This is a genomic window from Pseudomonas sp. PP3 (genome assembly GCF_905336995.1).
Lineage (GTDB): Bacteria > Pseudomonadota > Gammaproteobacteria > Pseudomonadales > Pseudomonadaceae > Aquipseudomonas > Aquipseudomonas reinekei.
Window position 1 is genome coordinate 4,457,511 of record NZ_HG995459.1, and the last position, 23,314, is coordinate 4,480,824.

Genomic DNA, 23,314 nt, shown 5'->3' on the forward strand with positions numbered 1-23,314 from the left:
AAGGGTTTGTGGGAGCGAGCCTGCTCGCGATTGCATCACCGCGAGACTTCAGACATAGCGTGGCGCCTGCATCGCGAGCAGGCTCGCTCCCACAAGGGATCTCCAGAGGTGTCGATATTTCAGTACGGACAAACAACAAGGGGGCGAATTTTCATCCGCCCCCTGTTTACCCGCTTATTCCTGTGGTTCTTCGTCAGCGGCGGCGTCGAGCTGCTGGTCTTCGGCAACATCATCGATGACGACGTCACCCTCGAACACTGCACCCTCTTCACCTTCCAGCTCTTCTCCCTCGACTTCCGAAGGCTCCTGAACCCGTTCCAGGCCGACCAGTGTTTCGTCATTGGCCAGTTTGATCAGGGTCACGCCCTGGGTGTTACGCCCCAGGCTGGAGACTTCGTCGACACGGGTACGAACCAGAGTGCCCTGGTCGGAAATCAGCATGATCTCCTCGCCGTCGAGCACCTGGACCGCACCGACCAGACGGCCGTTACGCTCGTTGCTGACCATGGCGATAACGCCCTGACCACCACGCTTGTACTCAGGGAACTCGGTGATCGCCGTGCGCTTGCCGTAGCCACGCGCCGAAGCAGTGAGGATCTGGCTGCCTTCTTCCGGGATCAGCATGGAAATCAGCTTCTGGCCTTCCGGCAGACGCATGCCGCGCACACCGCGAGCGGTACGGCCCATGGCGCGAACGTCGGATTCCTTGAAGCGAGTCACCTTGCCGCCATCGGAGAACAGCATGACTTCGCGCTCGCCATCGGTGATGGCCGCGCTGATCAATACGTCGCCTTCGTCGAGCTCCAGCGCGATCAAACCGACGCTGCGCTGACGACTGAAGGATTCCAGCGGGGTCTTCTTCACGGTGCCGTTGGCGGTGGCCATGAAGATGAAGTGACCTTCGGTGTATTCCTCGACCGGCAGCATGGTGGTGATGTATTCACCGTCATCCAGCGGCAGCAGGTTAACCAGCGGACGACCACGGGCAGCGCGGGACGCTTCCGGGATTTCGTAGGTTTTCAGCCAGTACACCTTGCCCTTGCTGGAGAACAGCAGCAGCGTGGTGTGGCTGTTGGCAACCAGCAGGTGAGCGATGTAGTCCTCATCCTTGACGCCGGTCGCCGACTTGCCTTTACCGCCACGACGCTGGGCCTGGTACGCAGCCAGAGGCTGGGTCTTGGCGTAGCCACCGTGGGAAATGGTCACGACGCGCTCTTCTTCCGGGATCATGTCACCCAGGGTCAGGTCGAGACGGGCATCGAGGATCTCGGTGCGGCGCACGTCGCCGTATTCGGCGCGGATCACTTCCAGCTCTTCGCGGATCACTTCCATCAGGCGCGTGGCGCTGTTGAGGATGCGGATCAGCTCGCCGATCTGGTTGAGGATCTCTTGATACTCGGCCAGCAGTTTTTCGTGTTCCAGACCGGTCAGGCGGTGCAGACGCAGTTCCAGAATGGCTTGCGCCTGCTCTGGCGACAGGAAGTACTTGCCTTCGCGCAGGCCGTATTGCGGATCGAGGTTTTCCGGACGGCACGAATCGGCGCCGGCACGCTCGACCATCGCCACCACAGCGGAGGATTCCCAAGGGGTGCTGACCAGCGCTTCCTTGGCTTCCGACGGCGTTGGCGAGGCCTTGATCAGGGCAATGACCGGGTCGATGTTCGACAGGGCGACCGCTTGACCTTCCAGAATGTGACCACGTTCACGCGCCTTGCGCAGTTCGAACACGGTACGGCGGGTTACCACTTCGCGACGGTGACGAACGAAGGCTTCCAGCAGGTCCTTGAGGTTCAGGATCCGTGGGCGACCGTCGATCAACGCAACGATGTTGATACCGAACACCGCTTGCAACTGGGTCTGGGCGTAGAGGTTGTTGAGGATCACCTCAGGCACTTCGCCGCGACGCAGCTCGATCACGACGCGCATACCGTCCTTGTCGGACTCGTCGCGCAGTTCGGTGATGCCTTCAAGCTTCTTCTCTTTAACCAGCTCGGCGATCTTCTCGATCAGACGCGCCTTGTTCAGCTGGTAAGGGAGTTCGGTGATGACGATCTGCTGACGGCCACCGACCTTGTCGATGTCTTCGATCATCGAGCGGGCACGCATGTAAATGCGGCCGCGACCGGTGCGGTAGGCTTCGATGATGCCGGCGCGACCGTTGATGATCGCAGCGGTCGGGAAGTCCGGACCCGGGATGTATTGCATCAACTCGTCGACGGTCAGCTCAGGGTTGTCGATGAGTGCCAGGCAACCGTCGATGACTTCACCGAGGTTGTGCGGCGGGATGTTGGTCGCCATGCCCACGGCGATACCGCTGGAGCCGTTGACCAACAGGTTGGGAATACGGGTCGGCATGACCGCCGGGATCATTTCGGTGCCGTCGTAGTTCGGCACCCAGTCCACGGTTTCTTTGTGCAGGTCAGCCAGCAGCTCGTGCGCCAGCTTGGTCATGCGCACTTCGGTGTATCGCATCGCCGCGGCGTTGTCGCCGTCGACCGAACCGAAGTTGCCCTGACCGTCTACCAGCAGGTAGCGCAGGGAGAATGGCTGCGCCATCCGAACGATGGTGTCGTACACCGCGGTATCACCGTGCGGGTGATACTTACCGATCACGTCACCGACAACACGGGCAGATTTCTTGTACGGCTTGTTGAAGTCGTTGCCCAGCTCGCTCATCGCGAACAGCACACGCCGGTGCACGGGCTTCAAGCCATCGCGCGCATCCGGCAGTGCCCGCCCGACAATTACGCTCATCGCGTAGTCGAGGTAGGACTGCTTCAGCTCGTCTTCGATATTGACCGGGAGGATTTCTTTGGCCAGTTCGCCCATGAGAAGCCTGATTCCTTTTTCTGGTGAAACTTCGTCACATCCATATGGGACCAACGAAGCTCGCCGCTGCAGGCTGAGTGCCATGCACCGACTTACGACAAATCAACGAGTTATGCCATGGATCTGCGCAGTAAAGATCGCCCCGCGGGGCAACCTTGGAAACCGCCGGATGTTATCACAAGAGCCGCCACGCACCTATCCCCCTGATGCGCATGGAGCATAGTTAGTTGACCGGTGACAGGCTTGAAGGGGACGAGAGAGGCTTAGAGCTTCTTTGTACGAAGATTTGAGGCCTGGCTTGTGGTTGTTTATTGACTTTTAAGGCCCCATCGCTGGCAAGCCAGCTCCCACAGGATTATTGGCGGGTGCAAACCCTGTGGGAGCTGGCTTGCCAGCGATGGCGACCTTTCAGGCACAACAATTCTTTAATGCAGGCGCTTGCGGCACATCAGCTGGGCCATTTTCGCGGTATCCGGGCGTTCGACGATGCCTTTTTCAGTGACGATCACATCGATCAGGTCCGCCGGGGTCACGTCGAATACCGGGTTGAAGGCATCGACATCCGCCCCGACCCGCTCGCCGCCCACTTCCAGCAACTCGCGGCCGTCACGCTCTTCGATCGGAATGTCGTCGCCACTGGCCAGGTGCATGTCAATGGTCGAACTCGGCGCCACCACCATGAAACGCACGCCGTGGTGCATGGCGTTGACCGCCAGTTGATAGGTGCCGATCTTGTTCGCCACGTCGCCATTGGCGGTGATCCGGTCAGCGCCGACGATGACCCAGGTGATGCCCTTGGTCTTCATGATGTGGGCGGCGGCAGAGTCCGCGTTGAGGGTCACGGGAATGCCCTCGTTGGCCAGTTCCCACGCGGTCAACCGCGAACCTTGCAGCCAGGGCCGGGTTTCGTTGGCATACACGCGCTCGACCATGCCTTCGATGAATGCACCGCGAATCACCCCCAGCGCCGTGCCGAAACCACCGGTCGCCAACGCCCCGGTATTGCAGTGGGTCAGGATCGTCTGGGCATTGCCCTGATGCTTGCGGATCAGGTCCACGCCCAATTGCGCCATGGTCAGGTTGGCTTCGCGGTCACTTTCATGAATGGCGAGCGCTTCGGCCTCCAGCGCCACCAACGGGTCGACATTGTCTTTCAGGCGATCGAGCCGGTCGTGCATGCGGCCCAGCGCCCAGAACAGGTTGACCGCCGTCGGGCGTGCATCGGACAGCAGCGCGAAATCCTCTTCGAGTGCCGCATACCAGTCGCCGCCTTCGGCAATCCGGGTGCGGGCTGCCAGCACGATGCCATAGGCGGCGCTGATGCCAATCGCCGGCGCACCGCGCACCACCATCGACCGAATGGCTTCGGCCACGCCAGCGGCGCTGGTGTAGGGGATCCAGGTTTCCTCGAACGGCAAAACACGCTGATCCAGCAGATAGAGGGCGCCATCACGCCAATCGATGGCCTTCACCTTCTCCGCAGCCAACAGTCGATCGCGCATCCCACACCCCGCACTCATGAACAAAAGCCGCCGATTATAGCGATCCCCCCGCGAAGACGCTCGGGTATACTTCGCCATCCTTTACAAAAGCACTGGACCCTCGATGCCGAACACTGCCGCTGCGCTCGACCTGCTATTACTGCCGACCTGGCTGGTACCCGTCGAACCTGCCGGCGTTGTCCTCAAGGATCATGCCCTGGGCATCCGCGACGGACGCATCGTTTTTATCGGGCCACGGACTGCCGCACTCAAGCTTGACGCCAGCGAAGTCCGCGAATTGCCGGACATGCTGCTCAGTCCGGGCCTGATCAATGCCCACGGGCATGCGGCCATGACCTTGTTCCGCGGGTTGGCCGATGACCTGCCCTTGATGACCTGGCTGGAAAACCACATCTGGCCCGCCGAGGCGAAATGGGTCGACGAAGCGTTCGTGCGTGATGGCACTGACCTGGCTATCGCCGAGCAGCTCAAAGGTGGCATCACCTGTTTCTCAGACATGTACTTCTTCCCGAAGGTTGCCAGCGAGCGCGTGCACAACAGCGGCATTCGCGCCCAAATCGCGATTCCGGTCCTCGATTTCCCGATCCCCGGCGCCAGCACCGCGGACGAAGCCATTCGTCAGGGCATCGAGTTGTTTGGCGATCTCAAGCATCACGAACGCATCAAGATCACCTTCGGCCCCCATGCACCCTACACCGTGGGCGACGAAAACCTGGAAAAAATCCGCGTGATCGCCGAAGAGCTGGACGCGTCGATCCACATGCACGTGCATGAAACCGCCTTCGAAGTGCAGCAAGCGGTCGAACAGCGCGGCGAACGGCCCCTGGCCCGCCTCGCTCGGCTGGGCTTGCTGGGACCGCGTTTCCAGGCCGTTCACATGACCCAGATCAGCGAAGAAGACCTGGCGCTGCTGGTAGAAAGCAACACCCATGTGATTCATTGCCCGGAGTCGAACCTGAAACTGGCCAGCGGCTTCTGCCCGGTGGAGCGCTTGTGGCAGGCCGGGGTCAACGTTGCCGTGGGCACCGACGGCGCCGCCAGCAATAATGACCTGGACCTGCTGGGCGAAACCCGCACCGCCGCGCTGCTGGCCAAAGCCGTCGCCGGCTCGGCCACCGCACTGGACGCCCATCGCGCACTGCGCATGGCCACGTTGAACGGCGCCCGCGCCTTGGGGATCGAAACCGAAACCGGCTCTCTGGAAGTCGGCAAAGCCGCCGACATCGTGGCGTTCGATCTCTCCGGCCTGGCCCAGCAACCGATCTACGACCCGGTTTCACAGCTTATATATGCCACCGGCCGGGACTGCGTGAAACATGTTTGGGTCGCCGGCAAGCAACTGCTCGACGACCGTCGCCTGACGCGCCTGGATGAACAGCAACTGGTCGCCACCGCCAAGGCCTGGGGCCAGCGCATCAGCGGCCGTACCGAATCGTAAGCCCCCCGGACTCAACCCCGGGGCAACAGGATTTTTCAAGTTTTAGAGGACTTAAACCATGAGCAACGTCGACTACGCCGAAATCGCCAAATTCGAAGCCCTGGCCCATCGCTGGTGGGACCGTGAAAGCGAATTCAAACCCCTGCATGACATCAACCCGCTGCGGGTCAACTGGATTGACGAACGCGTCAGCCTGGCCGGCAAGAAAGTCCTCGACGTCGGTTGCGGCGGCGGCATCCTCAGCGAAGCCATGGCTCAGCGCGGCGCGACCGTGATGGGCATCGACATGGGCGAAGCGCCGTTGGCGGTCGCGCAGCTGCATCAACTGGAATCCGGCGTGAGCGTCGAATACCGACAGATCACCGCTGAAGCCCTGGCCGAAGAAATGCCGGAACAGTTCGATGTGGTCACGTGCCTTGAGATGCTCGAACACGTACCGGACCCGTCCTCGGTGATCCGTGCCTGTTTCCGCATGGTCAAGCCGGGCGGCCAGGTGTTCTTCTCCACCATCAACCGCAACCCGAAGGCGTACCTGTTCGCCATCGTCGGCGCCGAATACATCATGAAGCTGCTGCCGCGCGGCACCCACGACTTCAAGAAATTCATCCGCCCTTCCGAGCTGGGCGCCTGGAGCCGCATGGCCGGGCTGACCGTCAAGGACATCATCGGCCTGACGTACAACCCGCTGACCAAACATTACAAACTGGCGGCCGACGTGGACGTCAATTACATGATCCAGACCCTGCGCGAGGAGTAAGCCGATGCGTATCAGAGCAGTTCTTTTCGACATGGACGGCACCCTGCTCGACACCGCGCCGGACTTCATTGCGATCTGCCAGGCGATGCGTGCCGACCGTGGCTTGCCACCGATCAACGATAAACACATCCGCGACGAGATCTCCGGCGGCGCCAAGGCGATGGTCGCAGTGACCTTCTCCATGGACCCGGAATCACCGGGCTTCGAGGAACTGCGCCTGGAGTTTCTGGAGCGCTACCTGGTCGGTTGCGCGGTCCACAGCAAACTGTTCGACGGCATGGGCGAACTGCTGGCGGACATCGAAAGGGCCAACCTGATCTGGGGCGTGGTCACCAACAAGCCGCTGCGCTTCGCCGAACCGATCATGCAGCAACTGGGGCTGGCCGAACGCTCGGCCCTGCTGATCTGCCCGGACCACGTGAAGAACAGCAAACCGGACCCGGAACCGTTGATCCTTGCCTGCAAGATGCTCAACCTGGATCCGGCCAGCGTGCTGTTTGTGGGCGATGACTTGCGCGATATCGAGTCGGGGCGTGATGCCGGCACCAAGACGGCAGCAGTGACCTTCGGCTACATCCACCCGGATGACAATCCGCGGCATTGGGGTGCGGATGTGGTGGTTGATCATCCGTTGGAGTTGCGCAAAGTGCTCGATAGCGCCCTCTGCAGCTGCTGAGCCGAACCGGATTTTGTGGCGAGGGAGCTTGCTCCCGCCGGGGTGCGAAGCGCCCCTCTATCTACCACCACCGTATCTCGGGCACACCGCATTGAATGGTTTTACGACTGCTTCGCAGCCGAGCGGGAGCAAGCTCCCTCACCACAGTTCGGTGCCCGCATAATTGTGTAGAGGTTTTTATGTTTGATTATTCCGCCCGCCCCGACTTGCTCAAGGATCGGGTCATTCTGGTCACCGGCGCGGGTCGTGGCATCGGCGCTGCCGCCGCTAAAACCTATGCAGCCCACGGCGCGACCGTGCTATTGCTGGGCAAGACCGAAGCCAACCTCACTCAGGTCTACGACGAAATCGAAGCCGCGGGCCATCCGCAACCGGCGGTGATTCCGTTCAATCTGGAGACCGCCCTGCCCCATCAATACGATGAGCTGGCCGCGATGATTGAAACTGAATTCGGTCACCTTGACGGCTTGCTGCACAACGCCTCGATCATTGGTCCGCGCACGCCGATCGAACAGCTGTCGGGCGAAAACTTCATGCGTGTCATGCAAGTCAACGTCAACGCCATGTTCATGCTCACCAGCACACTGTTGCCGCTGCTCAAGTTGTCCCAGGACGCCTCGGTGGTGTTCACCTCCAGCAGCGTCGGCCGCAAGGGCCGCGCGTACTGGGGCGCTTACGGCGTTTCCAAGTTTGCCACCGAAGGCCTGATGCAAACCCTGGCTGACGAAGTCGACAGCGTAGCGCCTGTGCGCTCCAACAGCATCAACCCGGGCGCCACCCGCACAAGCATGCGCGCCCAGGCTTACCCGGGAGAAAACCCGCTCAACAATCCGACCCCGGAAGAGATCATGCCGGTGTATCTGTACTTGATGGGCCCGGACAGCACGGGCATCAACGGCCAGGCTTTCAACGCGCAGTAATGCCGTACGTCGCTTTTGTGCCGCGTCGACTTCCCGTCGCGGCATTTGAGCATGCTCAACTTCTACAAAGCAGATTAAACTTGTACGAAATGTCCTACGGGACTGACGGACCAGTACTGACGCGCAGCCCAAAGCCGCTCTCACCCAGCTTGTAAGACAGCCTTACTGCTCAAGGGCGCACGCCATATGAAATCACCTTCCCAGACCAACGCAATTGACTTCGATAGCGCCAAATTGCAACGCCTGGGCTTTGGTCAGCAACAACCCTCTCTGGAAAGCCCGGTCAGCCTTGCGAAACTGCGCCAGCAAATGAGCATGCAGCTGCAAACCAGTCTTGAGCCGCAACGCATTCTCGGTTTGTTCTTCCGCGAGGTTCAGCGCCTGGTCCCGCTGGATGCCTTGAGCTACGAGCACAAGAGCAGCGACCTGCGACTGGAGTTCGGCCAACGGGGTCACCACTCGATCAGCTACAGCCTCAGCCACGAGGGTGAACATCTGGGTGAGTTGGTGTTTCGCCGCAATCAGCGTTTCAGCGAGCAGGAACAGGGCAACCTTGAATCGCTGCTGGCGACGCTGCTGTACCCGATGCGCAATACCCTGCTGTACCGCGCCGCCACCCAAAGTGCCTTACGCGACCCATTGACCGACACCGGCAACCGCATCGCAATGGATCAGACGCTGCAACGGGAAATCGAGCTGTCACGGCGTCATCTGCAACCGTTGTCCTTGCTGATGCTGGACATCGACCACTTCAAGCGGGTCAACGATACCCATGGCCACAGCGCCGGCGATGACGTGCTCAAGGCGGTTGCCGCCTCGATCAAAAATCAGCTGCGCAATGTCGACATGGTGTTTCGTTTCGGCGGCGAGGAGTTTTTGATTCTGCTGTCGAACACCAGCCGCGAAGCCGCTGCCCTGGTGGGTGAGCGTCTGCGATTTGCCGCGCAGGCCGAGGAATACATCGCCGATGGACGCTCGATCCAGCTGACGATCAGCCTCGGTTGCTCGACCCTGCTGCCCGGCGAGTCCGCCGAGAGCCTCGTGCGACGGGCCGATAATGCGTTGTATATCGCCAAGCGCGAGGGGCGTAACCGGTTGACGATGGCCGGCTGATTTTCAGCCACAACCCAAAACAATGTGGGAGCGAGCCTGCTCGCGATAGCGGTGTGTCATTCAACATGATCGCTGACTGACACAGCCTCATCGCGAGCAAACTCGCTCCCACAGTTTTTATTGCGTATTTCGGAATCAGCTTTCAGCCAACTCCAATCGCTCCCGGACTACCGGCGCTTTCTCTGAATGCTCCAGCTGCATGCACCGTTCAAGGAACAGGTACATGTAGTCGTAGCTCTTGCACACCGCCTGACGCAGCTCCACTTGCAGGGCTTTGCTCGGGTTGGTGCCCGCCAGGGTGCAGATGATTTCCAGCGCTTCCCAAGGATGGGCATCGTCGTACTGGGCATGCATCTTCAGCCACTTCATCGCACGCTTGCGCTCTTCCTCGGGGAACGAGGCGGCGTACACGCCATTGGAACAGACCACCGCCGACCACTCGCCCGTCGCGCCTTCAATGGCGTAATTGGTGGCGGCAATGCCGACGATCAGCGAATCCGCCGAACTGGTGTGCCAGCACCAATGGCTCAAGGCGTGAAGTTCAGGGGCAACCTGTTGTGCCTGCAGATCTTCCAGGCTGACGCCGTGTGCACGGCTCCAGTTCAGCCAGTAGTCGGCATGGTTCAATTCGACACGAATATTGCGCATCAGCCAGCGACGCGCCATGTCCTCGCCAGGGTGGCGGGCGAAACGGGTCTTGGTCAGGTTTTGTGCCATGTATAACGCGAACTGTTCAACCACCGGCCAGCCACCTATCAGATACTGACGCATGGTTTTTGCACTGAGTTTGTTATCTCGCATGCGCTGATACAGTTCGTGTTCCACGACCCGGCGCTTGCTCTCGCTGCAATCCTGAATCAGGCGCTGGGCCCAGGCAGGATAACTTGCAGCTTCCATGAGCGGTCCGGTTCTGTTGAATGTGTCGATCACTGTCGAGCTCCTTTTGATTGTGATTGTTAGATCATCGAGAGTTTTCAACGGAATGTGCCAGGCGCCTTGAACAGCAAAGGCTGGGGCCTGGCAGGACGACTTTGGAGGCTATCGCAGGTAAACAGTTGCGGACGTTCAATGACATACCCTTGAGCGTAATCCACCCCGATCTCCAGCAATGCCTGCTCGATCTGAGTTGTTTCGACAAACTCGGCGATCGTGCGCTTACCCATGACATGGCCGATGTGGTTGATCACTTCGACCATGGCGCGGTTAATCGGGTCGTCCAGCATATCCTTTACGAAACTCCCGTCGATCTTCAGGAAGTCTACAGGCAAATGTTTCAGGTACGCGAATGAGGACATCCCGGCGCAAAAGTCGTCCAGCGAAAACAGGCAGCCTAAGCCTTTGAGTTCATTAATGAATCTAATTGCGCTGCCGAGATTGGAAATTGCGCTGGTTTCTGTGATTTCAAAACAAATCATTTCAGCCGGAATTGAATACGTTACGAACTGTTCACGCAGGAAGTCGAGAAACGCCTCGTCACCGATGGTGGTGCCTGACAGATTGATCGCACACATGGCCAGCGGCTCGCCAGGGCTCTCCGCGCGGCATTGGGCAATGATCTTGAACACGTTCTTCACGACCCAGCGATCGATGGTACTCATCAGGCCATAACGCTCGGCAGCCGGAATGAAACTGTCAGGCAGGATCATCCGCCCGGCTTCATCATGCAGGCGCAGCAGAATTTCGATATGCCCAGCCTCCGCGTCGATCCCCAGCGGCGCGATTTGCTGCGCGTACAGACAGAAGCGGTCCTCTTCCAGCGCCATGTGCAAGCGCTGCACCCAGGCCATTTCACCGAAGCGCAGGGACAGTTCCGAATCGTCGGGGTGATAGACCTGAACCCGGTTGCGCCCCTTTTCCTTGGCCATGTAGCACGCCATGTCGGCAGCGCGAAGCGAGGCTTCAAGGGTGGTCGGCGTCTGTGAAACATGTACCAGGCCGAGACTCACGGTGGTCACGAATGGCCGGCCCTTCCAGACAAAGTGCAGGTTCTGCACGGTCTGGCGCAGCGACTCGGCGATTTTCTCCGCAGCCTCGGGCCCGCAGTTTTCCAGGAGGATGCCGAACTCGTCACCGCCCAGCCGGGCCAGGGTATCGCCTTCGCGCAAACCGGATTGCAGCAGCGCGCAGATGTGTCGAAGCAACTCGTCGCCCGCGGCATGACCGCAGGTATCGTTGACCAGTTTGAACTGGTCCAGATCGAGAAACATCAAGGCATGCCGCCCCGGCTGCCGCGTCAGGTTGTGCAGCGCCTGTTCCAGGCGATACTCGAATTCGCGGCGATTGGCCAGGCCGGTCAAGGCGTCATGGGTAGCCTGCCACGACAGATTGGCAATGTATTGCCGCTCCTGGGTCATGTCATGCAACACCAGCACCGTGCCGCTGACCTTGCCGGCGTTGCTGATCGGCGCCCCCACCAATGTCACCGAAACCGTGCTGCCATCCAGGCGTTGAATCAGTTTTGAATGCTCGCTGCCACCGCTGAGCTGGCCGCTCAGAATGCGCTCGATCAAGGTAAACCCATCGGCCTGTGCGTTTTCATCCAGCAGATTGAACAACGCCGCGAGCGGCAATCCCGCTGCCTGCTCGGCCTTCCAGTGAGTCAACGCTTCGGCGGCCGGGTTCATGTAGGCAATGGCGCCATCGACATCCGTCGTAATCACCCCGTCGCCAATCGATTGCAGGGTGATCTGCGCCCGGTCTTTTTCCAGCTGCAGTGCATTGGCAAATTCATGGCGCTGCTTGAGCAGCTTGTGGGTGCGCATCAACGCCAGCGCGATCAAGCCAAGGGCGGTGGCGAGGTTGGTCAGCAGCAATATTCGCAGAATGACCCGCGACCCTTCCCCCAGCGCATCACTGAAGGCTTTCGCAGCCGGCGTCACCTCATCATTGATGGCGAAAATCTGATCCTTCCAGCGCAGGATATCCGCCTCGGAAGCCGGCCTGGTGGTGATGTGCTGGTGCATGTCCCGCGCAACGTCGTCGAGCTTGACCAGATAGGCGTCACCGACCGTCCACAGATCGATGGCTTTTTCCAGGTAACTGAAATGGCGGAAATTAAGGTACAGCCAGATCAGGCTGGTGACGTCGTCCGGGTGGTTACCGCCCTTGAGAATCGCCAGCCGCGCCGCGTCAATATCAGGCGGTTGCTGATCCAGTGCCACGCGCAACTCATGCCCGCCCTGAGGCACGGAGATGGCGTGCTGGTACTTGCGAAAAATCCCCTCATCGCCGCTATCGGCATAGAGATTGAGGTAATAGATGGCATCTTTCTGGCCCTTGGACCAGAGGCTTTCGCCGGCAACATAGCCGCGAACCGCCGACAGCACATAGAGGCTAACGCCACCCAACAAGGCTTGAAATAGCACAACGGCAATAAATGGCCAGACGATGCCCAACAACCGTGGCGTTCCGAGAGTCCGCGTTTGATTCATGAGGTCCCTTGCATTAGCACTGCTTGATCGTCATCCGGACGAAATCGCTCCAGCTAGACTAGGTGGCGATTGCGCTCCCGGCAAGCGGCGAGCCTCGCCCGAGAGGGGTTGGACAGCCGTTGGTGCCGTTGACGATGTTCTTGTTTTCGGGCTTCAGACAAGTTTCAAACAGCGTTCATTCACTCGGCCTCAAAAATTACATTTGCTGTAGGTGACCATACAGCTTGGCGTATAAGCCGCCGTCGGCGATCAACTGTTGGTGATCGCCATCTTCGGCAATCTGCCCGCCATCGAACACCAATACACGGTCGGCCTGTTTCACTGCCGAAAGTCGATGGGCAATGATCAGCGTGGTGCGGTTGCTCAGGAACCGTGCCAGTGCCTGATGCAAGTTGTATTCGGTGGCGGCGTCCAGCGCCGAGGTGGCTTCGTCGAGAATCACCACTTTCGGTTCTGCCAATACCATTCGCGCAATCGCCAGACGCTGGCGCTGCCCGCCGGACAAACGCACGCCGGAGCGCCCGACAATGCTGTCCAGCCCGTTGGGCAGGTCACGGATGGTGGTGTGCAATTGGGCGATTTCCAGTGCCTGCCAGCAGGCCTCATCGCTGCGTTCGCGGCCCATGGTCAGGTTGGCGCGCACGGTGTCATTGAACAGCGCCGGATGTTGCAGGACCACGGCGACATTTTCCCGCACCGTTTCCAGGCCAATCTCCTGCTGGGTCGAGCCGCCGAAGCGGATGGTCCCGGCCAACGGCGTGTACAAGCCCAGCAGCAGCTGCACCAGCGTGCTCTTGCCGCCACCACTGGCACCGACAATCGCAACCTTCTCACCGGGGGCGATGGACAGGTTCATCTGGCTCAACACCAGTTCGTCGCCGTAACCGAAGCTCAAGCCTTGAACCTCGATACCCACGGTATCGCGCCCGGTGAACGGGTCCACGCCCTTCGGGTATTGCGGCTCATCGGCGCGCGACAACAATTCGTTGATCCGCGACAGCGCACCACCGGCGGCGTAGAAGGCATATTGCAGGTTCAGCAGTTGTTCGACCGGACCGATCATGAACCACAAGTAGCTGAACACCGCGAGCATCTGGCCGATGGACAGGTCGGAGAACAGCACGGTGAGCATGGCGGCAGCACGGAAAATATCGATGCCAAACTGGAACAGCAAACCGCTGGCACGGTTCGAGGCGTCGGTTTTCCATTGTGAGTTAACCGCGTAATCGCGAACTTCCCGGGCGCGCAGCCCTAAACGACCGAGGAAAAAACCCTGGCGGTTGCCGGCGCGCACTTCCTGGATCGCGTCCAGGGTTTCGGTCAGGGCCTGGGTGAAGCGCGACGTGCTGTCGTTCTCGAGTTTCTTCAGGTGCTTGACCCGCTTGCCCAACTGCACCGTGGCGTAGATCACCAGCGGGTTGAACAGCAGAATCAACAGCGCCAGTTGCCAATGCATCCACATCAGAATCCCGGCGGTGCCGACCAGGGTCAGCATGGCCACGAGGAAACGGCTGAGGGTTTCGCCGACAAATTTGTCCAGCGTGTCGAGGTCAGTGACCAAATGCGTGGTCACCGTGCCGCTGCCCAGGCTCTCGTACTCGCCCAGCGAAATGCGTTTGAGGCGTTCGATCAGGCGGATGCGAATGCGGTAGACGATGTCTTTGGCCAGCGCGGCGAACAATCGCGCCTGAAGTACGTTGAACAACAACGCGGCACAACGCAGGGCCAGGGTCACCACCAGCATCAGGCCGATGTAACCCGCGGCTTTTTGCCAAACGTCAGGCAGCGCGAGGTTCATGATTTTCAGCGCAGCATCGCCGTGCCCCAGCAACACTTCGTCCACCAGCAACGGCAACAGCAACGGGATCGGTACGCTGCACAGCGTCGCCAGTACGGCCACGCCGTTGGCGATCCAGAGGGATTTCTTGTGATGCAGGGCCAGGCGACGGATTTCCGCCCAGCTCAAGCGGTCGACACGTTTAGCGGGTACGGCTTCGTCGGGCAGATCATGCACAGGCAGCGCGCTCCAGCCAGCGGCCGAGCAACGGGGATAATTCGCGCAAAGGCTGATAGCCATTGGTCAACAACGCCAATTGGCCGTTTCGCTCAGCCAGCAGCGTAGGGAAACCGGCGATGCCCAGGTCCTGGACCCAGGTGAAGTCGGCCGATGTCGCGGCGTGCGTATCGGCACGGTCGAACGCGGCGGCAAATTCAATTCGCGGCAGACCGGCCTGCTCTGCCAGCTCCACCAGAACACTGGCCCGGGTGACATCGCGACCTTCAGCGTAAAAGGCGTGCTGAATCAGCCCGAGCAGTTTCCACGCACAATCCGGCGCCAGGTTACGTGCCGTCACCAGTGCCCGGCAGGCAGGTTCGGTGTCGTAGACAAAACCGTCAGGCAATGCGCCTTCGCGCTTGAACGGCTGGCCGGTAGCCTCGGTGACCGCCTGCCAGTGCTCGAGAATGTAGCGCCGGGTGGTCGGTTCGAGCGCGGCGCCACTGCCGGTGCGCAAACCGCCCACCACCAGATGCACGTCTACTCCGGCGGCCGCCGCCTGCTCTACCAATGCGTTTGCAACCGGAGCAAAGCCCCAGCACCAGGAACACATCGGGTCCATCACATAGAGCAGGCGCGCAGTCATGGTTCAGGCCTCGGAAGATGATGCTTGCTTGTAGTTGTAGCCGATCGGGTGAGGCATGTTGCGGGCCTTGGCCAGTTCGATCTGCTTTTGCCGATCGATGGCGCTGCGGCGGGTTTTCTCGCTCAGTTTGTCCCAGCAATGCGGGCAACTGATGCCGGCCACGTAGTGCTCCGAAGCGCGATCCTCGACGCTGACCGGCGTGCGGCAGGCATGGCATTGATCGTAATCGCCTTCGCTCAAGTCGTGGCGAACGGTCACGCGGTTATCGAACACAAAGCAGTCGCCCTGCCACTTGGTTTCTTCCTGCGGCACCTCTTCGAGGTACTTCAGAATGCCGCCCTTGAGGTGATAGACCTCACCGTAGCCTTCGCTGAGCATGTAGCTCGATGCCTTTTCGCAGCGAATGCCGCCGGTGCAGAACATCGCGACCTTCTTGTGCACGGCCGGGTCGAAGTTGGCTTTGATGTAGTCGGGGAATTCACGAAAACTGGTGGTTTTCGGGTCGATCGCACCTTCGAAGGTGCCGATCGAGACTTCGTAATCGTTCCGGGTATCGATGAGCAGCACTTCCGGATCGCTGATCAGCGCGTTCCAGTCCTGCGGATCAACGTAGGTGCCGACCTTTTTGTTCGGGTCCACGCCTTCGACGCCGAGGGTGACGATTTCTTTCTTGAGTTTGACTTTGGTGCGGTAGAACGGCTGTTCGTCGCAGTACGACTCTTTGTGGTCGATGTCGTCCATGCGCGGATCGTTCTTGAGCCAGGCCATCAACCCGTCGATGCCTTCGCGGCTACCGGACACGGTCCCGTTGATGCCTTCTTCGGCGATCAGCAAGGTGCCTTTGATGCCGTTGTCGACCATCGCCTTGAGCAGTGGCTCGCGCAGGTCAACGTAATCTTCCAGGGTGACGAACTTATACAGTGCCGCCACGACAATCTGTTGTGTCATGGGTAAATCTCCAGGTGGCTACCCTCGTAAGGGGTGAACCGGATGCGAAAAAAAACGCGCCGGGTGAGCGGCGCGTTGGGCATTCTACCAAAAAAGCCATCCCTGTAGGAGCCGGCTTGCTGGCGATGGTGAGCCAGCTACGATGCAGTCGACTGTCACTCCATCGCCAGCAAGCCGGCTCCTACAGGGGGTGATCTTTAGTGTTTGCTACCACCGGCGCAGGTCGGCGAAGCCGGAGCCGCGTCGATCTGTGCCCATTCTTCAGGCGTGTAGGTATGCAGCGCCAACGCATGGAACTCGCCCATCAGCTCGCCGAGCGTGCCGTAGACTTTCTGGTGGCGCTTGACCCGGTTCAGGCCTTCGAACTGCTGACTGACCACCACAGCCTTGAAGTGGGTCTGCAACCCGCGACTGTGCATATGGCTTTCATCAAGCACCTGCAGATGCTGAGGCTGAAGCAGGCCCAGCGTCGATTCGATGCGTTGTTGCATGGTCATACCGAACTCCGCTTAAGGCTTTTTCTTGGCTGGCTCGGCGGCGCCTTTCGGCTCCAGCTCGGCCGTCATGTCAGCCAGCAGTTTGTTGACCACAGGCACCGCGCTTTCCAGCTTGGCCTGGGTCATCTGTGCCGATTGCTGGGTCAGCTGCGGCATTTTTTCCAGAACTTTCTTGCCCAGTGGCGACTTGTAGAACGCCACCAGGTCCTTGAGCTCGGATTCCGTGAAGTTGGTGGTGTAGAGCTTGACCATGTCCGGTTTCAGCTTGTTCCAGCCAATGGCCTGGTCCAGGGCGGCGTTAGCCTTGGCCTGGTAGGTTTCGAGTACGGCTTTTTTCGATTCCGGGGCTTTGGTTTGCTGGAAGCGCTGGGCGAACATCTGCTGGACCTGCATGTACACCGGAGTGCCCAATTTGTCAGCATGCGCCAGAGTCAGGAAAGCCTCGGCACTGGCGTTGTGGCTGGCGGTATCGGCAAAAACCTGGCCGCTGGCACAAACCAATGCAACCGCGGTACAGATGGCACGAAGACGAGTCATCGAGTTTCCTTTTCTAGCAGGCGAGGTAAAACCCCAAGGACGACCATTCTGCGCCTAAAAAAGTGTGTCGCTCAACCCCAAGCCTTGTGGCGCGTGATTTAGAGGGCTTCAATGGGCAGAATCGAGACGGATGGAACCCCGGCCGGTGATCACGGCCTAAACTGCGCAATCAGACCTACAGGAGTGTGACCGATGAGCCGTATTGAAACAGACAGCCTGGGCCAGGTTGAAGTCCCGGACGAAGCTTACTGGGGCGCTCAGACGCAACGCTCGCTGGTCAACTTTGCCATTGGCAACGAACACATGCCTCTGGCCGTGCTTCACGGCCTGGCGCTGATCAAGAAAGCGGCGGCCCGGGTCAACGACCGCAACGGCGACCTGCCCGCCGACATCGCCCGGCTGATCGAACAAGCGGCGGATGAAGTGCTCGACGGTCAGCACGACGATCAATTCCCGCTGGTGGTCTGGCAAACCGGCAGCGGTACCCAGAGCAACATGAACGTCAACGAAGTGATTGCCGGCCGTGCCAACGAACTGGCCGGCAACCCGCGTGGCGGCAAGTCGCCGGTGCACCCCAACGATCACGTCAACCGCTCCCAGAGTTCCAACGATTGCTTCCCCACCGCCATGCACATCGCCACCGTGCAGGCCGTGCAGCACCATTTGCTGCCGGCGATCAGCGAACTGTCGGGCGGTCTGGCCGAGTTGTCGGCGCGGCACATGAAACTGGTGAAAACCGGCCGCACGCACATGATGGACGCCACGCCAATCACTTTCGGCCAGGAAATATCAGCCTTCATAGCGCAACTCGATTACGCCGAGCGGGCCATTCGCAGCGCCCTGCCGGCGGTGTGTGAACTCGCCCAGGGCGGTACCGCGGTCGGCACCGGGCTGAATTCACCCCACGGTTTCGGTGAAGCCATCGCCGCCGAACTGGCCGCGCTTTCCGGCCTGCCGTTCATTACCGCGCCGAACAAGTTCGCGGCATTGGCCGGGCACGAGCCGCTGACGACGCTGTCCGGCGCCCTGAAAACCCTCGCCGTGACGCTGATGAAAATCGCCAACGACTTGCGTTTGCTGGGCTCCGGGCCACGTGCCGGTTTCGCCGAAGTGAAACTGCCGGCCAACGAACCCGGCAGTTCGATCATGCCCGGCAAGGTCAACCCGACCCAGTGCGAAGCGCTGTCGATGCTCGCCTGTCAGGTGTTGGGCAACGACGTCGCCATCGGTTTCGCCGCGAGCCAGGGTCACCTGCAACTGAACGTGTTCAAACCGGTGATCATCCACAACCTGCTGCAATCGATTCGCCTGCTGGGTGATGGCTGCAGCAACTTCCAGCAGCATTGTATTGCCGGCCTGGAACCGGATGCCGGGAAAATGGCTGAGCACCTGGAGCAAGGCTTGATGCTGGTGACGGCGCTGAACCCGCACATCGGCTATGACAAATCGGCGGAGATCGCCAAGAAGGCCTACGCCGAGGGACTGACCTTGCGTGAGGCTGCTCTTCAGTTGGGGTATCTGACCGATGAAGAGTTTGATGAATGGGTGCGGCCGGAGAATATGCTGGAGGCTGGGGCAAAGGGCTGAGATCTCTAGCGCCGGATAGTCCGTCATCGCGGGCAAGCCACGCTCCCACAGGTTTTGTGTCGATTGCAATATTTGTGACCGACACAGTCCTTGTGGGAGCGTGGCTTGCCCGCGATGAACGATGACGCGGTCTAGTTAGCCGCCATCCGCATCTTGCGCGCCCTGAGGCCGGCGATCAGCGAAGGCCCCAACGCGACCAGTGCCGACCCCAGCACCACCAGCACCGCGCCGCCATACCCCAGGCCATTGATGGTCTCGGCATGCACATAGTCTGGCCACATCCAGGCGGCGATGGCGACAGCGCCAAAGGTCACCAACGGCGTGATCGCCAGCGTCGCGCTGACCCGCGAAGCTTCCCAATGCGCCAGCGCTTCGGCAAACGCACCGTAGGCGATCAGGGTGTTCATGCAACACGCCAGCAATAACCAGCCTTGCAACGGGCTCAACTCCAGCGCCTCAAGCGGATGCACCCACGGCGTCAGCAACAGCCCGCAGAACAGATAGATCACCATCATCACCTGCAATGAATTCCACACCGTCAGCAGCTGCTTCTGCCCCAAGGCATAGAAGGTCCAGACCGTAGACGCCAACAACACCAGCAACACACCGGCGGTGTAATCGCTCAACGACGTCAATAACTCGGTCAGTCGTTGATTGAAAAACAACGCGAACCCGATCAGCAGCACAAGCAGGCCAATCCCCTGCCCTACGCTGAAACGCTCCTTGAATACAAACAGACTGGCGATCAGCAACATGATCGGCCCCATCTGCACCACCAATTGTGCGGTTCCCGGGCTGAGCAGGTTGAGTCCCATCAGGTACAGCACGTAGTTACCCACCAGCCCAAGCACCGCCATCGCTACCAGCCAGCCGCCGCGCGGGCCGAGCACTTTGCGGCTCGGCAGACGTTTGGTCGCGGCCAGATAAATGAACAGGCAGCTGCCGGACACCATCAGGCGAAACCAGGTGACCGTGACCGGGTCCATCACCAGCAAGACCTGCTTGAGTTTGATGGGCAGGATTCCCCACAGCAGCGCGGTCAGCAGGGCCAGAAACAAACCGTACACCCAGCGACCCGATGAAATGTGCATGCAAACCCCGAAACCCAATGACAAGTCACCGCATTCTAGGCGCACTGGCCCGCACTACACAGGGACAGTTGGCATCCGGCCGCGAATGAAACTGTGCAGGTCGCAACGTTAAGTTGGCGATCTGCCGTCGATCGGATCGCCAGGCGCCGCAAGTGGTTCTTGCATAAGCTGATTGGATCCACGCCAGGAAAATTTCAGGAGATCGCCATGTATGGCATGCGTGCCCAGGATAACGCCCCCGCCCTGCACTTTCGCAGCGACCGGTTATGTCGGGTCAATGGAGAGTTGTTTTTCAGCACCCGGGAAAACACCCTGGAGGGGCCGTTTGAGAGTGCCGAGGCGGCGGCGCGGGAAATTCAGGCGTACATTGAGCGGATGCAGAATATGGCGGTAAATAGATAAACCGAGTCGCCTTTATCGCTAGCAGGCTAGCTTCCACAGGGGTCTGATAGGCGACACAGATCCAGTGTGGGAGATAGCCTGCTAGCGATAGCTATACAACAGTCACCAACAAAATCCGACGCGTTTACCGCACCGCCTCAAACAACCCGCTAGCGCCCATCCCGCCACCCACACACATCGTCACGATGCCATAGCGCAGATTACGCCGCTGCAACTCGCGAACGATGTGCCCGACCTGACGCGAACCGGTCATGCCGAACGGATGGCCGATGGAGATCGAGCCGCCGTTGACGTTGTACTTGTCGTTATCGATCTCCAGCCGATTACGCGCGTACAGGCACTGCGAGGCGAACGCTTCGTTGAGTTCCCACAGATCGATATCGCCCATCTGCAACCCCTTGGCCTTGAGCAGTTTCGGCACCGAGAACACCGGGCCGATGCCCATTTCATCCGGTTCGCAACCTGCCACGGTGAATCCACGGAAAAACGCTTTCGGCTTCAAGCCCAACGCCAGGGCTTTTTCCAGGCTCATCACCAAGGTCATCGAAGCGCCGTCCGACAACTGCGACGAGTTGCCCGCCGTGACCGAACCATCCTCGGCGAACACCGGATTCAATCCGGCCAGGCTTTGCAGCGTGGTCTCGGGACGATTGCAGTCATCGCGATCAACGATTGCGTCGAGGATCTGAACCTGACCGGTGGCCTTGTCCTCAACGCGGTACTTCACCGCCATCGGCACGATTTCATCGTCGAACAGCCCGGCAGCCTGCGCCTGGGCGGTGCGTTGCTGACTTTGCAGGGCGTACAGATCCTGTTCTTCGCGGCTGACGCTGTAGCGGCGAGCGACGATTTCGGCGGTCTGGCCCATCGGGAAATAAATACCCGGCACCTGCTCCTTGAGCAGCGGGTTGATCAGGTGATCGGTGTTGACGCTTTTCATGGTCAGGCTGATCGACTCGACACCACCGGCGACAATGATGTCGCTGCAACCCGAAGCGATCTGGTTGGCGGCGATGGCTATCGCCTGCAGGCCAGACGAGCAGAAGCGGTTGAGGGTCATGCCGGCGGTGCCGATGCCCAAACGCGACAGCACCGCGACATTGCGACCGATGTTGTAGCCCTGGGCGCCTTCATTGGAGCCGGCGCCGACGATGCAGTCCTCGACGCTGGCCGGGTCGATACCGGTGCGCGCCAGCAAGGCGTTGACGCAATGCGCGGCCATGTCATCCGGACGGGTCTGGTTGAACTTGCCGCGAAAGGATTTGGCCAGGCCGGTCCGCACGCTGTCGACGATCACCACTTCACGCATGGCATACCTCATTGTTGTTGTCGGTTGAGAATGGACCGAGCATAAGCCCACCCAATTACCGACCGCGACAATCATTCACCCCGCGTATGCGCAAACATCGCCTCACTTCTTGCTTTTGTTTTCCTTGCTGGCGCGCTTGTCGGACTTCTCGAAGGCGTCTTCCAGTGCCTGATTGATGGTGCGCAAGACCTTGACCCGCGCCCAGCGCTTGTCGTTGGCTTCAATCAATGTCCACGGCGAGATTTCAGTGCTGGTGCGGTCGACCATGTCGCCGACAGCGGCGCGATAGTCGTCCCACTTGTCCCGATTGCGCCAGTCATCCTCGGTGATCTTGAAGCGCTTGAAGGGGATGTTTTCGCGCTCCTGGAAGCGTTCCAGTTGCGTCTGTTTGTCGATGGCCAGCCAGAACTTGACCACGACCACCCCGGCATCGGCGATCTGCTCTTCGAAGTCATTGATTTCACTGTAGGCGCGCAACCAGTCCGCGGGGCTGCAAAAGCCCTCGATACGCTCCACCAGCACCCGGCCATACCAGGAGCGGTCGAACACGGTGAACTTGCCCCGCGCCGGCAGGTGTCGCCAGAAGCGCCACAGGTACGGCTGCGCGCGCTCTTCTTCAGTGGGCGCGGCAATCGGCACGATGTTGTATTGCCGTGGGTCAAGCGCCGCTGCCACTCGCCGAATCGCCCCGCCCTTGCCCGCGGCGTCATTGCCTTCGAACACCGCAACCAGCGCGTGACGGCGCATGCGTTTGTCACGCATCAACCCGGAAAGCCGTGCCTGCTCGGTCACCAACTGTTCCTCGTAATCGTCTTTATCCAGGTGCAGGCTCAGGTCCAGGCTGTCGAGCAGGTTGACATGATCAACGCTGGGGAACACCGGTGCGGCGCTGACTTTTTCCGGATGGATCTTCGGCCGCTTCAACGCACCGTTCAGGCTGTCGAGCAAAATCTTGCCCACCACCAGGCTGCGATACCGCGCGTCCATCCCGGCGATGACGTGCCACGGCGCATAGTCACGACTGGTGCGACGCAAGACCCGCTCGCCGAACTTCACGAAGCGGTCGTAGGTCTGCGATTGCTGCCAGTCCAGCGGGCTGATGCGCCAGCTGTGTAATGGATCGTCGGCCAACGCCTTGAGGCGCGCCTTCATCTGTTTCTTGGAAAGGTGGAACCAGAATTTGACGATCAGCGCGCCTTCATCGCACAGCATCTTTTCCAGGCGCTCGGCACCGTTGATGGCTTGATCGAGACGCGGGTCCTTGAATTCGCCATGCACCCTGCCCTGCAGCATCTGGCTGTACCAATTACCGAAGAAAACGCCCATGCGCCCCTTGGCCGGCAGCATCCGCCAGTAACGCCAGGCCGGCGGCCGCGCCAGCTCTTCATCGGTTTGCTGATCGAACGTGCGGACCTCGATCAAGCGTGGGTCCATCCACTCGTTGAGCAATTTCACCGTCTCGCCCTTGCCGGCGCCTTCGATGCCGTTGATCAGGATGATCACCGGAAACCGGTGCTGCTGCTGCAGCTCAAATTGCGCTTCCAGCAAAGCTTCGCGCAGCGCGGGTACTTCGGCGTCGTAGGTTTCTTTGTCGATGGCGTGATCGATTTCAGCGGATTCGAACATGGATGGCTC

General features: G+C 60.1%; 19 protein-coding genes. 7 read left to right on the forward strand and 12 right to left on the reverse strand.

Features of this window, described 5'->3' with window-relative positions; genetic code table 11:
- Window positions 1-174: 174 nt before the first annotated feature.
- Together gyrA and mtnA are read right to left on the reverse strand one after the other, a co-directional pair.
- Window positions 175-2,829, reverse strand: coding sequence for a DNA gyrase subunit A (gyrA, locus tag KHO07_RS20340; protein ID WP_150732396.1), 2,655 nt, complete (start codon window positions 2,827-2,829; stop codon window positions 175-177).
- Between the two features lie 425 nt (window positions 2,830-3,254).
- The gene (gene mtnA / locus KHO07_RS20345) at window positions 3,255-4,331 is read right to left on the reverse strand and encodes an S-methyl-5-thioribose-1-phosphate isomerase (protein ID WP_150732395.1); all 1,077 of its coding nucleotides are present in this window, start codon (window positions 4,329-4,331) and stop codon (window positions 3,255-3,257) included.
- Window positions 4,332-4,434: 103 nt separating this feature from the next.
- On the opposite strand from mtnA, the gene KHO07_RS20350 reads away from it, so the two are divergent.
- The 5 genes from KHO07_RS20350 (at window position 4,435) to KHO07_RS20370 (ending at window position 9,235) form a co-directional block, all read left to right on the forward strand.
- The gene (locus tag KHO07_RS20350; RefSeq protein WP_212625334.1) at window positions 4,435-5,769 is read left to right on the forward strand and encodes a TRZ/ATZ family hydrolase; all 1,335 of its coding nucleotides are present in this window, start codon (window positions 4,435-4,437) and stop codon (window positions 5,767-5,769) included.
- Window positions 5,770-5,827: 58 nt separating this feature from the next.
- Window positions 5,828-6,526: a bifunctional 2-polyprenyl-6-hydroxyphenol methylase/3-demethylubiquinol 3-O-methyltransferase UbiG gene (ubiG, locus tag KHO07_RS20355; RefSeq protein ID WP_075947352.1), complete on the forward strand. Its 699-nt coding sequence runs from the start codon at window positions 5,828-5,830 to the stop codon at window positions 6,524-6,526.
- 4 nt (window positions 6,527-6,530) lie between these two features.
- Window positions 6,531-7,202 carry an N-acetylmuramic acid 6-phosphate phosphatase MupP gene (gene mupP, locus KHO07_RS20360; protein WP_212625335.1) on the forward strand — a complete coding sequence of 224 codons (672 nt, stop codon included), beginning with the start codon at window positions 6,531-6,533 and terminating at the stop codon, window positions 7,200-7,202.
- Window positions 7,203-7,381: 179 nt separating this feature from the next.
- Complete coding sequence (locus KHO07_RS20365; protein WP_150732391.1) at window positions 7,382-8,122, forward strand: YciK family oxidoreductase; 741 nt, start codon at window positions 7,382-7,384, stop codon at window positions 8,120-8,122.
- A 186-nt stretch (window positions 8,123-8,308) separates the two neighbouring features.
- Window positions 8,309-9,235, forward strand: coding sequence for a GGDEF domain-containing protein (locus KHO07_RS20370; protein ID WP_212625336.1), 927 nt, complete (start codon window positions 8,309-8,311; stop codon window positions 9,233-9,235).
- A 135-nt stretch (window positions 9,236-9,370) separates the two neighbouring features.
- Here KHO07_RS20370 and KHO07_RS20375 read toward each other — a convergent pair whose 3' ends face one another.
- From KHO07_RS20375 to KHO07_RS20405, 7 genes are all read right to left on the reverse strand, one after another.
- A complete protein-coding gene (locus KHO07_RS20375) occupies window positions 9,371-10,165 on the reverse strand; it encodes an iron-containing redox enzyme family protein (protein WP_150732389.1) in 795 nt (264 codons plus the stop codon).
- 44 nt (window positions 10,166-10,209) lie between these two features.
- A complete protein-coding gene (locus KHO07_RS20380) occupies window positions 10,210-12,666 on the reverse strand; it encodes an EAL domain-containing protein (protein WP_212625337.1) in 2,457 nt (818 codons plus the stop codon).
- A 196-nt stretch (window positions 12,667-12,862) separates the two neighbouring features.
- On the reverse strand, window positions 12,863-14,680 hold the full coding sequence (locus tag KHO07_RS20385) for an ABC transporter ATP-binding protein (RefSeq protein WP_212625338.1): 1,818 nt from the start codon (window positions 14,678-14,680) through the stop codon (window positions 12,863-12,865).
- Window positions 14,673-15,275 carry a DsbA family protein gene (locus tag KHO07_RS20390; protein ID WP_191635185.1) on the reverse strand — a complete coding sequence of 201 codons (603 nt, stop codon included), beginning with the start codon at window positions 15,273-15,275 and terminating at the stop codon, window positions 14,673-14,675. The genes KHO07_RS20385 and KHO07_RS20390 overlap by 8 nt, the downstream gene beginning before the upstream one ends.
- A 36-nt stretch (window positions 15,276-15,311) precedes the next feature.
- Window positions 15,312-16,256 (reverse strand): rhodanese-related sulfurtransferase, encoded by a 945-nt coding sequence (locus KHO07_RS20395; RefSeq protein ID WP_212625339.1) that lies wholly within the window; start codon window positions 16,254-16,256, stop codon window positions 15,312-15,314.
- A gap of 197 nt (window positions 16,257-16,453) precedes the next feature.
- On the reverse strand, window positions 16,454-16,753 hold the full coding sequence (locus tag KHO07_RS20400; RefSeq protein ID WP_008151216.1) for a BolA family protein: 300 nt from the start codon (window positions 16,751-16,753) through the stop codon (window positions 16,454-16,456).
- A 12-nt stretch (window positions 16,754-16,765) separates the two neighbouring features.
- Window positions 16,766-17,290, reverse strand: a complete 525-nt coding sequence (locus KHO07_RS20405; RefSeq protein ID WP_075947361.1) for a DUF2059 domain-containing protein — start codon at window positions 17,288-17,290, stop codon at window positions 16,766-16,768.
- Window positions 17,291-17,482: 192 nt separating this feature from the next.
- Here KHO07_RS20405 and KHO07_RS20410 point away from each other — a divergent pair, with 192 nt between their 5' ends.
- The gene (locus tag KHO07_RS20410) at window positions 17,483-18,877 is read left to right on the forward strand and encodes a class II fumarate hydratase (RefSeq protein ID WP_150732383.1); all 1,395 of its coding nucleotides are present in this window, start codon (window positions 17,483-17,485) and stop codon (window positions 18,875-18,877) included.
- Between the two features lie 131 nt (window positions 18,878-19,008).
- Here the strand turns inward: KHO07_RS20410 and KHO07_RS20415 are convergent, their stop codons facing one another.
- Window positions 19,009-19,968 (reverse strand): DMT family transporter, encoded by a 960-nt coding sequence (locus KHO07_RS20415; protein ID WP_150732382.1) that lies wholly within the window; start codon window positions 19,966-19,968, stop codon window positions 19,009-19,011.
- A gap of 207 nt (window positions 19,969-20,175) precedes the next feature.
- Between KHO07_RS20415 and KHO07_RS20420 the strand changes: the two genes are divergently transcribed.
- Window positions 20,176-20,370, forward strand: coding sequence for a DUF6316 family protein (locus tag KHO07_RS20420; RefSeq protein WP_075947364.1), 195 nt, complete (start codon window positions 20,176-20,178; stop codon window positions 20,368-20,370).
- Between the two features lie 124 nt (window positions 20,371-20,494).
- On the opposite strand, the gene KHO07_RS20425 is transcribed toward KHO07_RS20420, so the two are convergent.
- On the reverse strand, window positions 20,495-21,679 hold the full coding sequence (locus KHO07_RS20425) for a thiolase family protein (protein ID WP_212625340.1): 1,185 nt from the start codon (window positions 21,677-21,679) through the stop codon (window positions 20,495-20,497).
- 102 nt (window positions 21,680-21,781) lie between these two features.
- On the reverse strand, window positions 21,782-23,305 hold the full coding sequence (pap, locus tag KHO07_RS20430; protein WP_212625341.1) for a polyphosphate:AMP phosphotransferase: 1,524 nt from the start codon (window positions 23,303-23,305) through the stop codon (window positions 21,782-21,784).
- Between the last annotated feature and the right edge of the window lie 9 nt (window positions 23,306-23,314).

What these genes read in the sequence shown, in the direction of transcription:
- KHO07_RS20380 (WP_212625337.1), bottom strand. Translation starts at nt 12,666, where the DNA reads ATGAATCAAACGCGGACTCTCGGAACGCCACGGTTGTTGGGCATCGTC.
- mtnA (WP_150732395.1), bottom strand. Translation starts at nt 4,331, where the DNA reads ATGCGCGATCGACTGTTGGCTGCGGAGAAGGTGAAGGCCATCGATTGG.
- KHO07_RS20425 (WP_212625340.1), bottom strand. Translation starts at nt 21,679, where the DNA reads ATGCGTGAAGTGGTGATCGTCGACAGCGTGCGGACCGGCCTGGCCAAA.
- mupP (WP_212625335.1), top strand. Translation starts at nt 6,531, where the DNA reads ATGCGTATCAGAGCAGTTCTTTTCGACATGGACGGCACCCTGCTCGAC.
- KHO07_RS20405 (WP_075947361.1), bottom strand. Translation starts at nt 17,290, where the DNA reads ATGACTCGTCTTCGTGCCATCTGTACCGCGGTTGCATTGGTTTGTGCC.
- KHO07_RS20415 (WP_150732382.1), bottom strand. Translation starts at nt 19,968, where the DNA reads ATGCACATTTCATCGGGTCGCTGGGTGTACGGTTTGTTTCTGGCCCTG.
- KHO07_RS20350 (WP_212625334.1), top strand. Translation starts at nt 4,435, where the DNA reads ATGCCGAACACTGCCGCTGCGCTCGACCTGCTATTACTGCCGACCTGG.
- KHO07_RS20395 (WP_212625339.1), bottom strand. Translation starts at nt 16,256, where the DNA reads ATGACACAACAGATTGTCGTGGCGGCACTGTATAAGTTCGTCACCCTG.
- KHO07_RS20370 (WP_212625336.1), top strand. Translation starts at nt 8,309, where the DNA reads ATGAAATCACCTTCCCAGACCAACGCAATTGACTTCGATAGCGCCAAA.
- KHO07_RS20390 (WP_191635185.1), bottom strand. Translation starts at nt 15,275, where the DNA reads ATGTGTTCCTGGTGCTGGGGCTTTGCTCCGGTTGCAAACGCATTGGTA.
- KHO07_RS20365 (WP_150732391.1), top strand. Translation starts at nt 7,382, where the DNA reads ATGTTTGATTATTCCGCCCGCCCCGACTTGCTCAAGGATCGGGTCATT.
- ubiG (WP_075947352.1), top strand. Translation starts at nt 5,828, where the DNA reads ATGAGCAACGTCGACTACGCCGAAATCGCCAAATTCGAAGCCCTGGCC.
- pap (WP_212625341.1), bottom strand. Translation starts at nt 23,305, where the DNA reads ATGTTCGAATCCGCTGAAATCGATCACGCCATCGACAAAGAAACCTAC.
- KHO07_RS20400 (WP_008151216.1), bottom strand. Translation starts at nt 16,753, where the DNA reads ATGACCATGCAACAACGCATCGAATCGACGCTGGGCCTGCTTCAGCCT.
- gyrA (WP_150732396.1), bottom strand. Translation starts at nt 2,829, where the DNA reads ATGGGCGAACTGGCCAAAGAAATCCTCCCGGTCAATATCGAAGACGAG.
- KHO07_RS20410 (WP_150732383.1), top strand. Translation starts at nt 17,483, where the DNA reads ATGAGCCGTATTGAAACAGACAGCCTGGGCCAGGTTGAAGTCCCGGAC.
- KHO07_RS20420 (WP_075947364.1), top strand. Translation starts at nt 20,176, where the DNA reads ATGTATGGCATGCGTGCCCAGGATAACGCCCCCGCCCTGCACTTTCGC.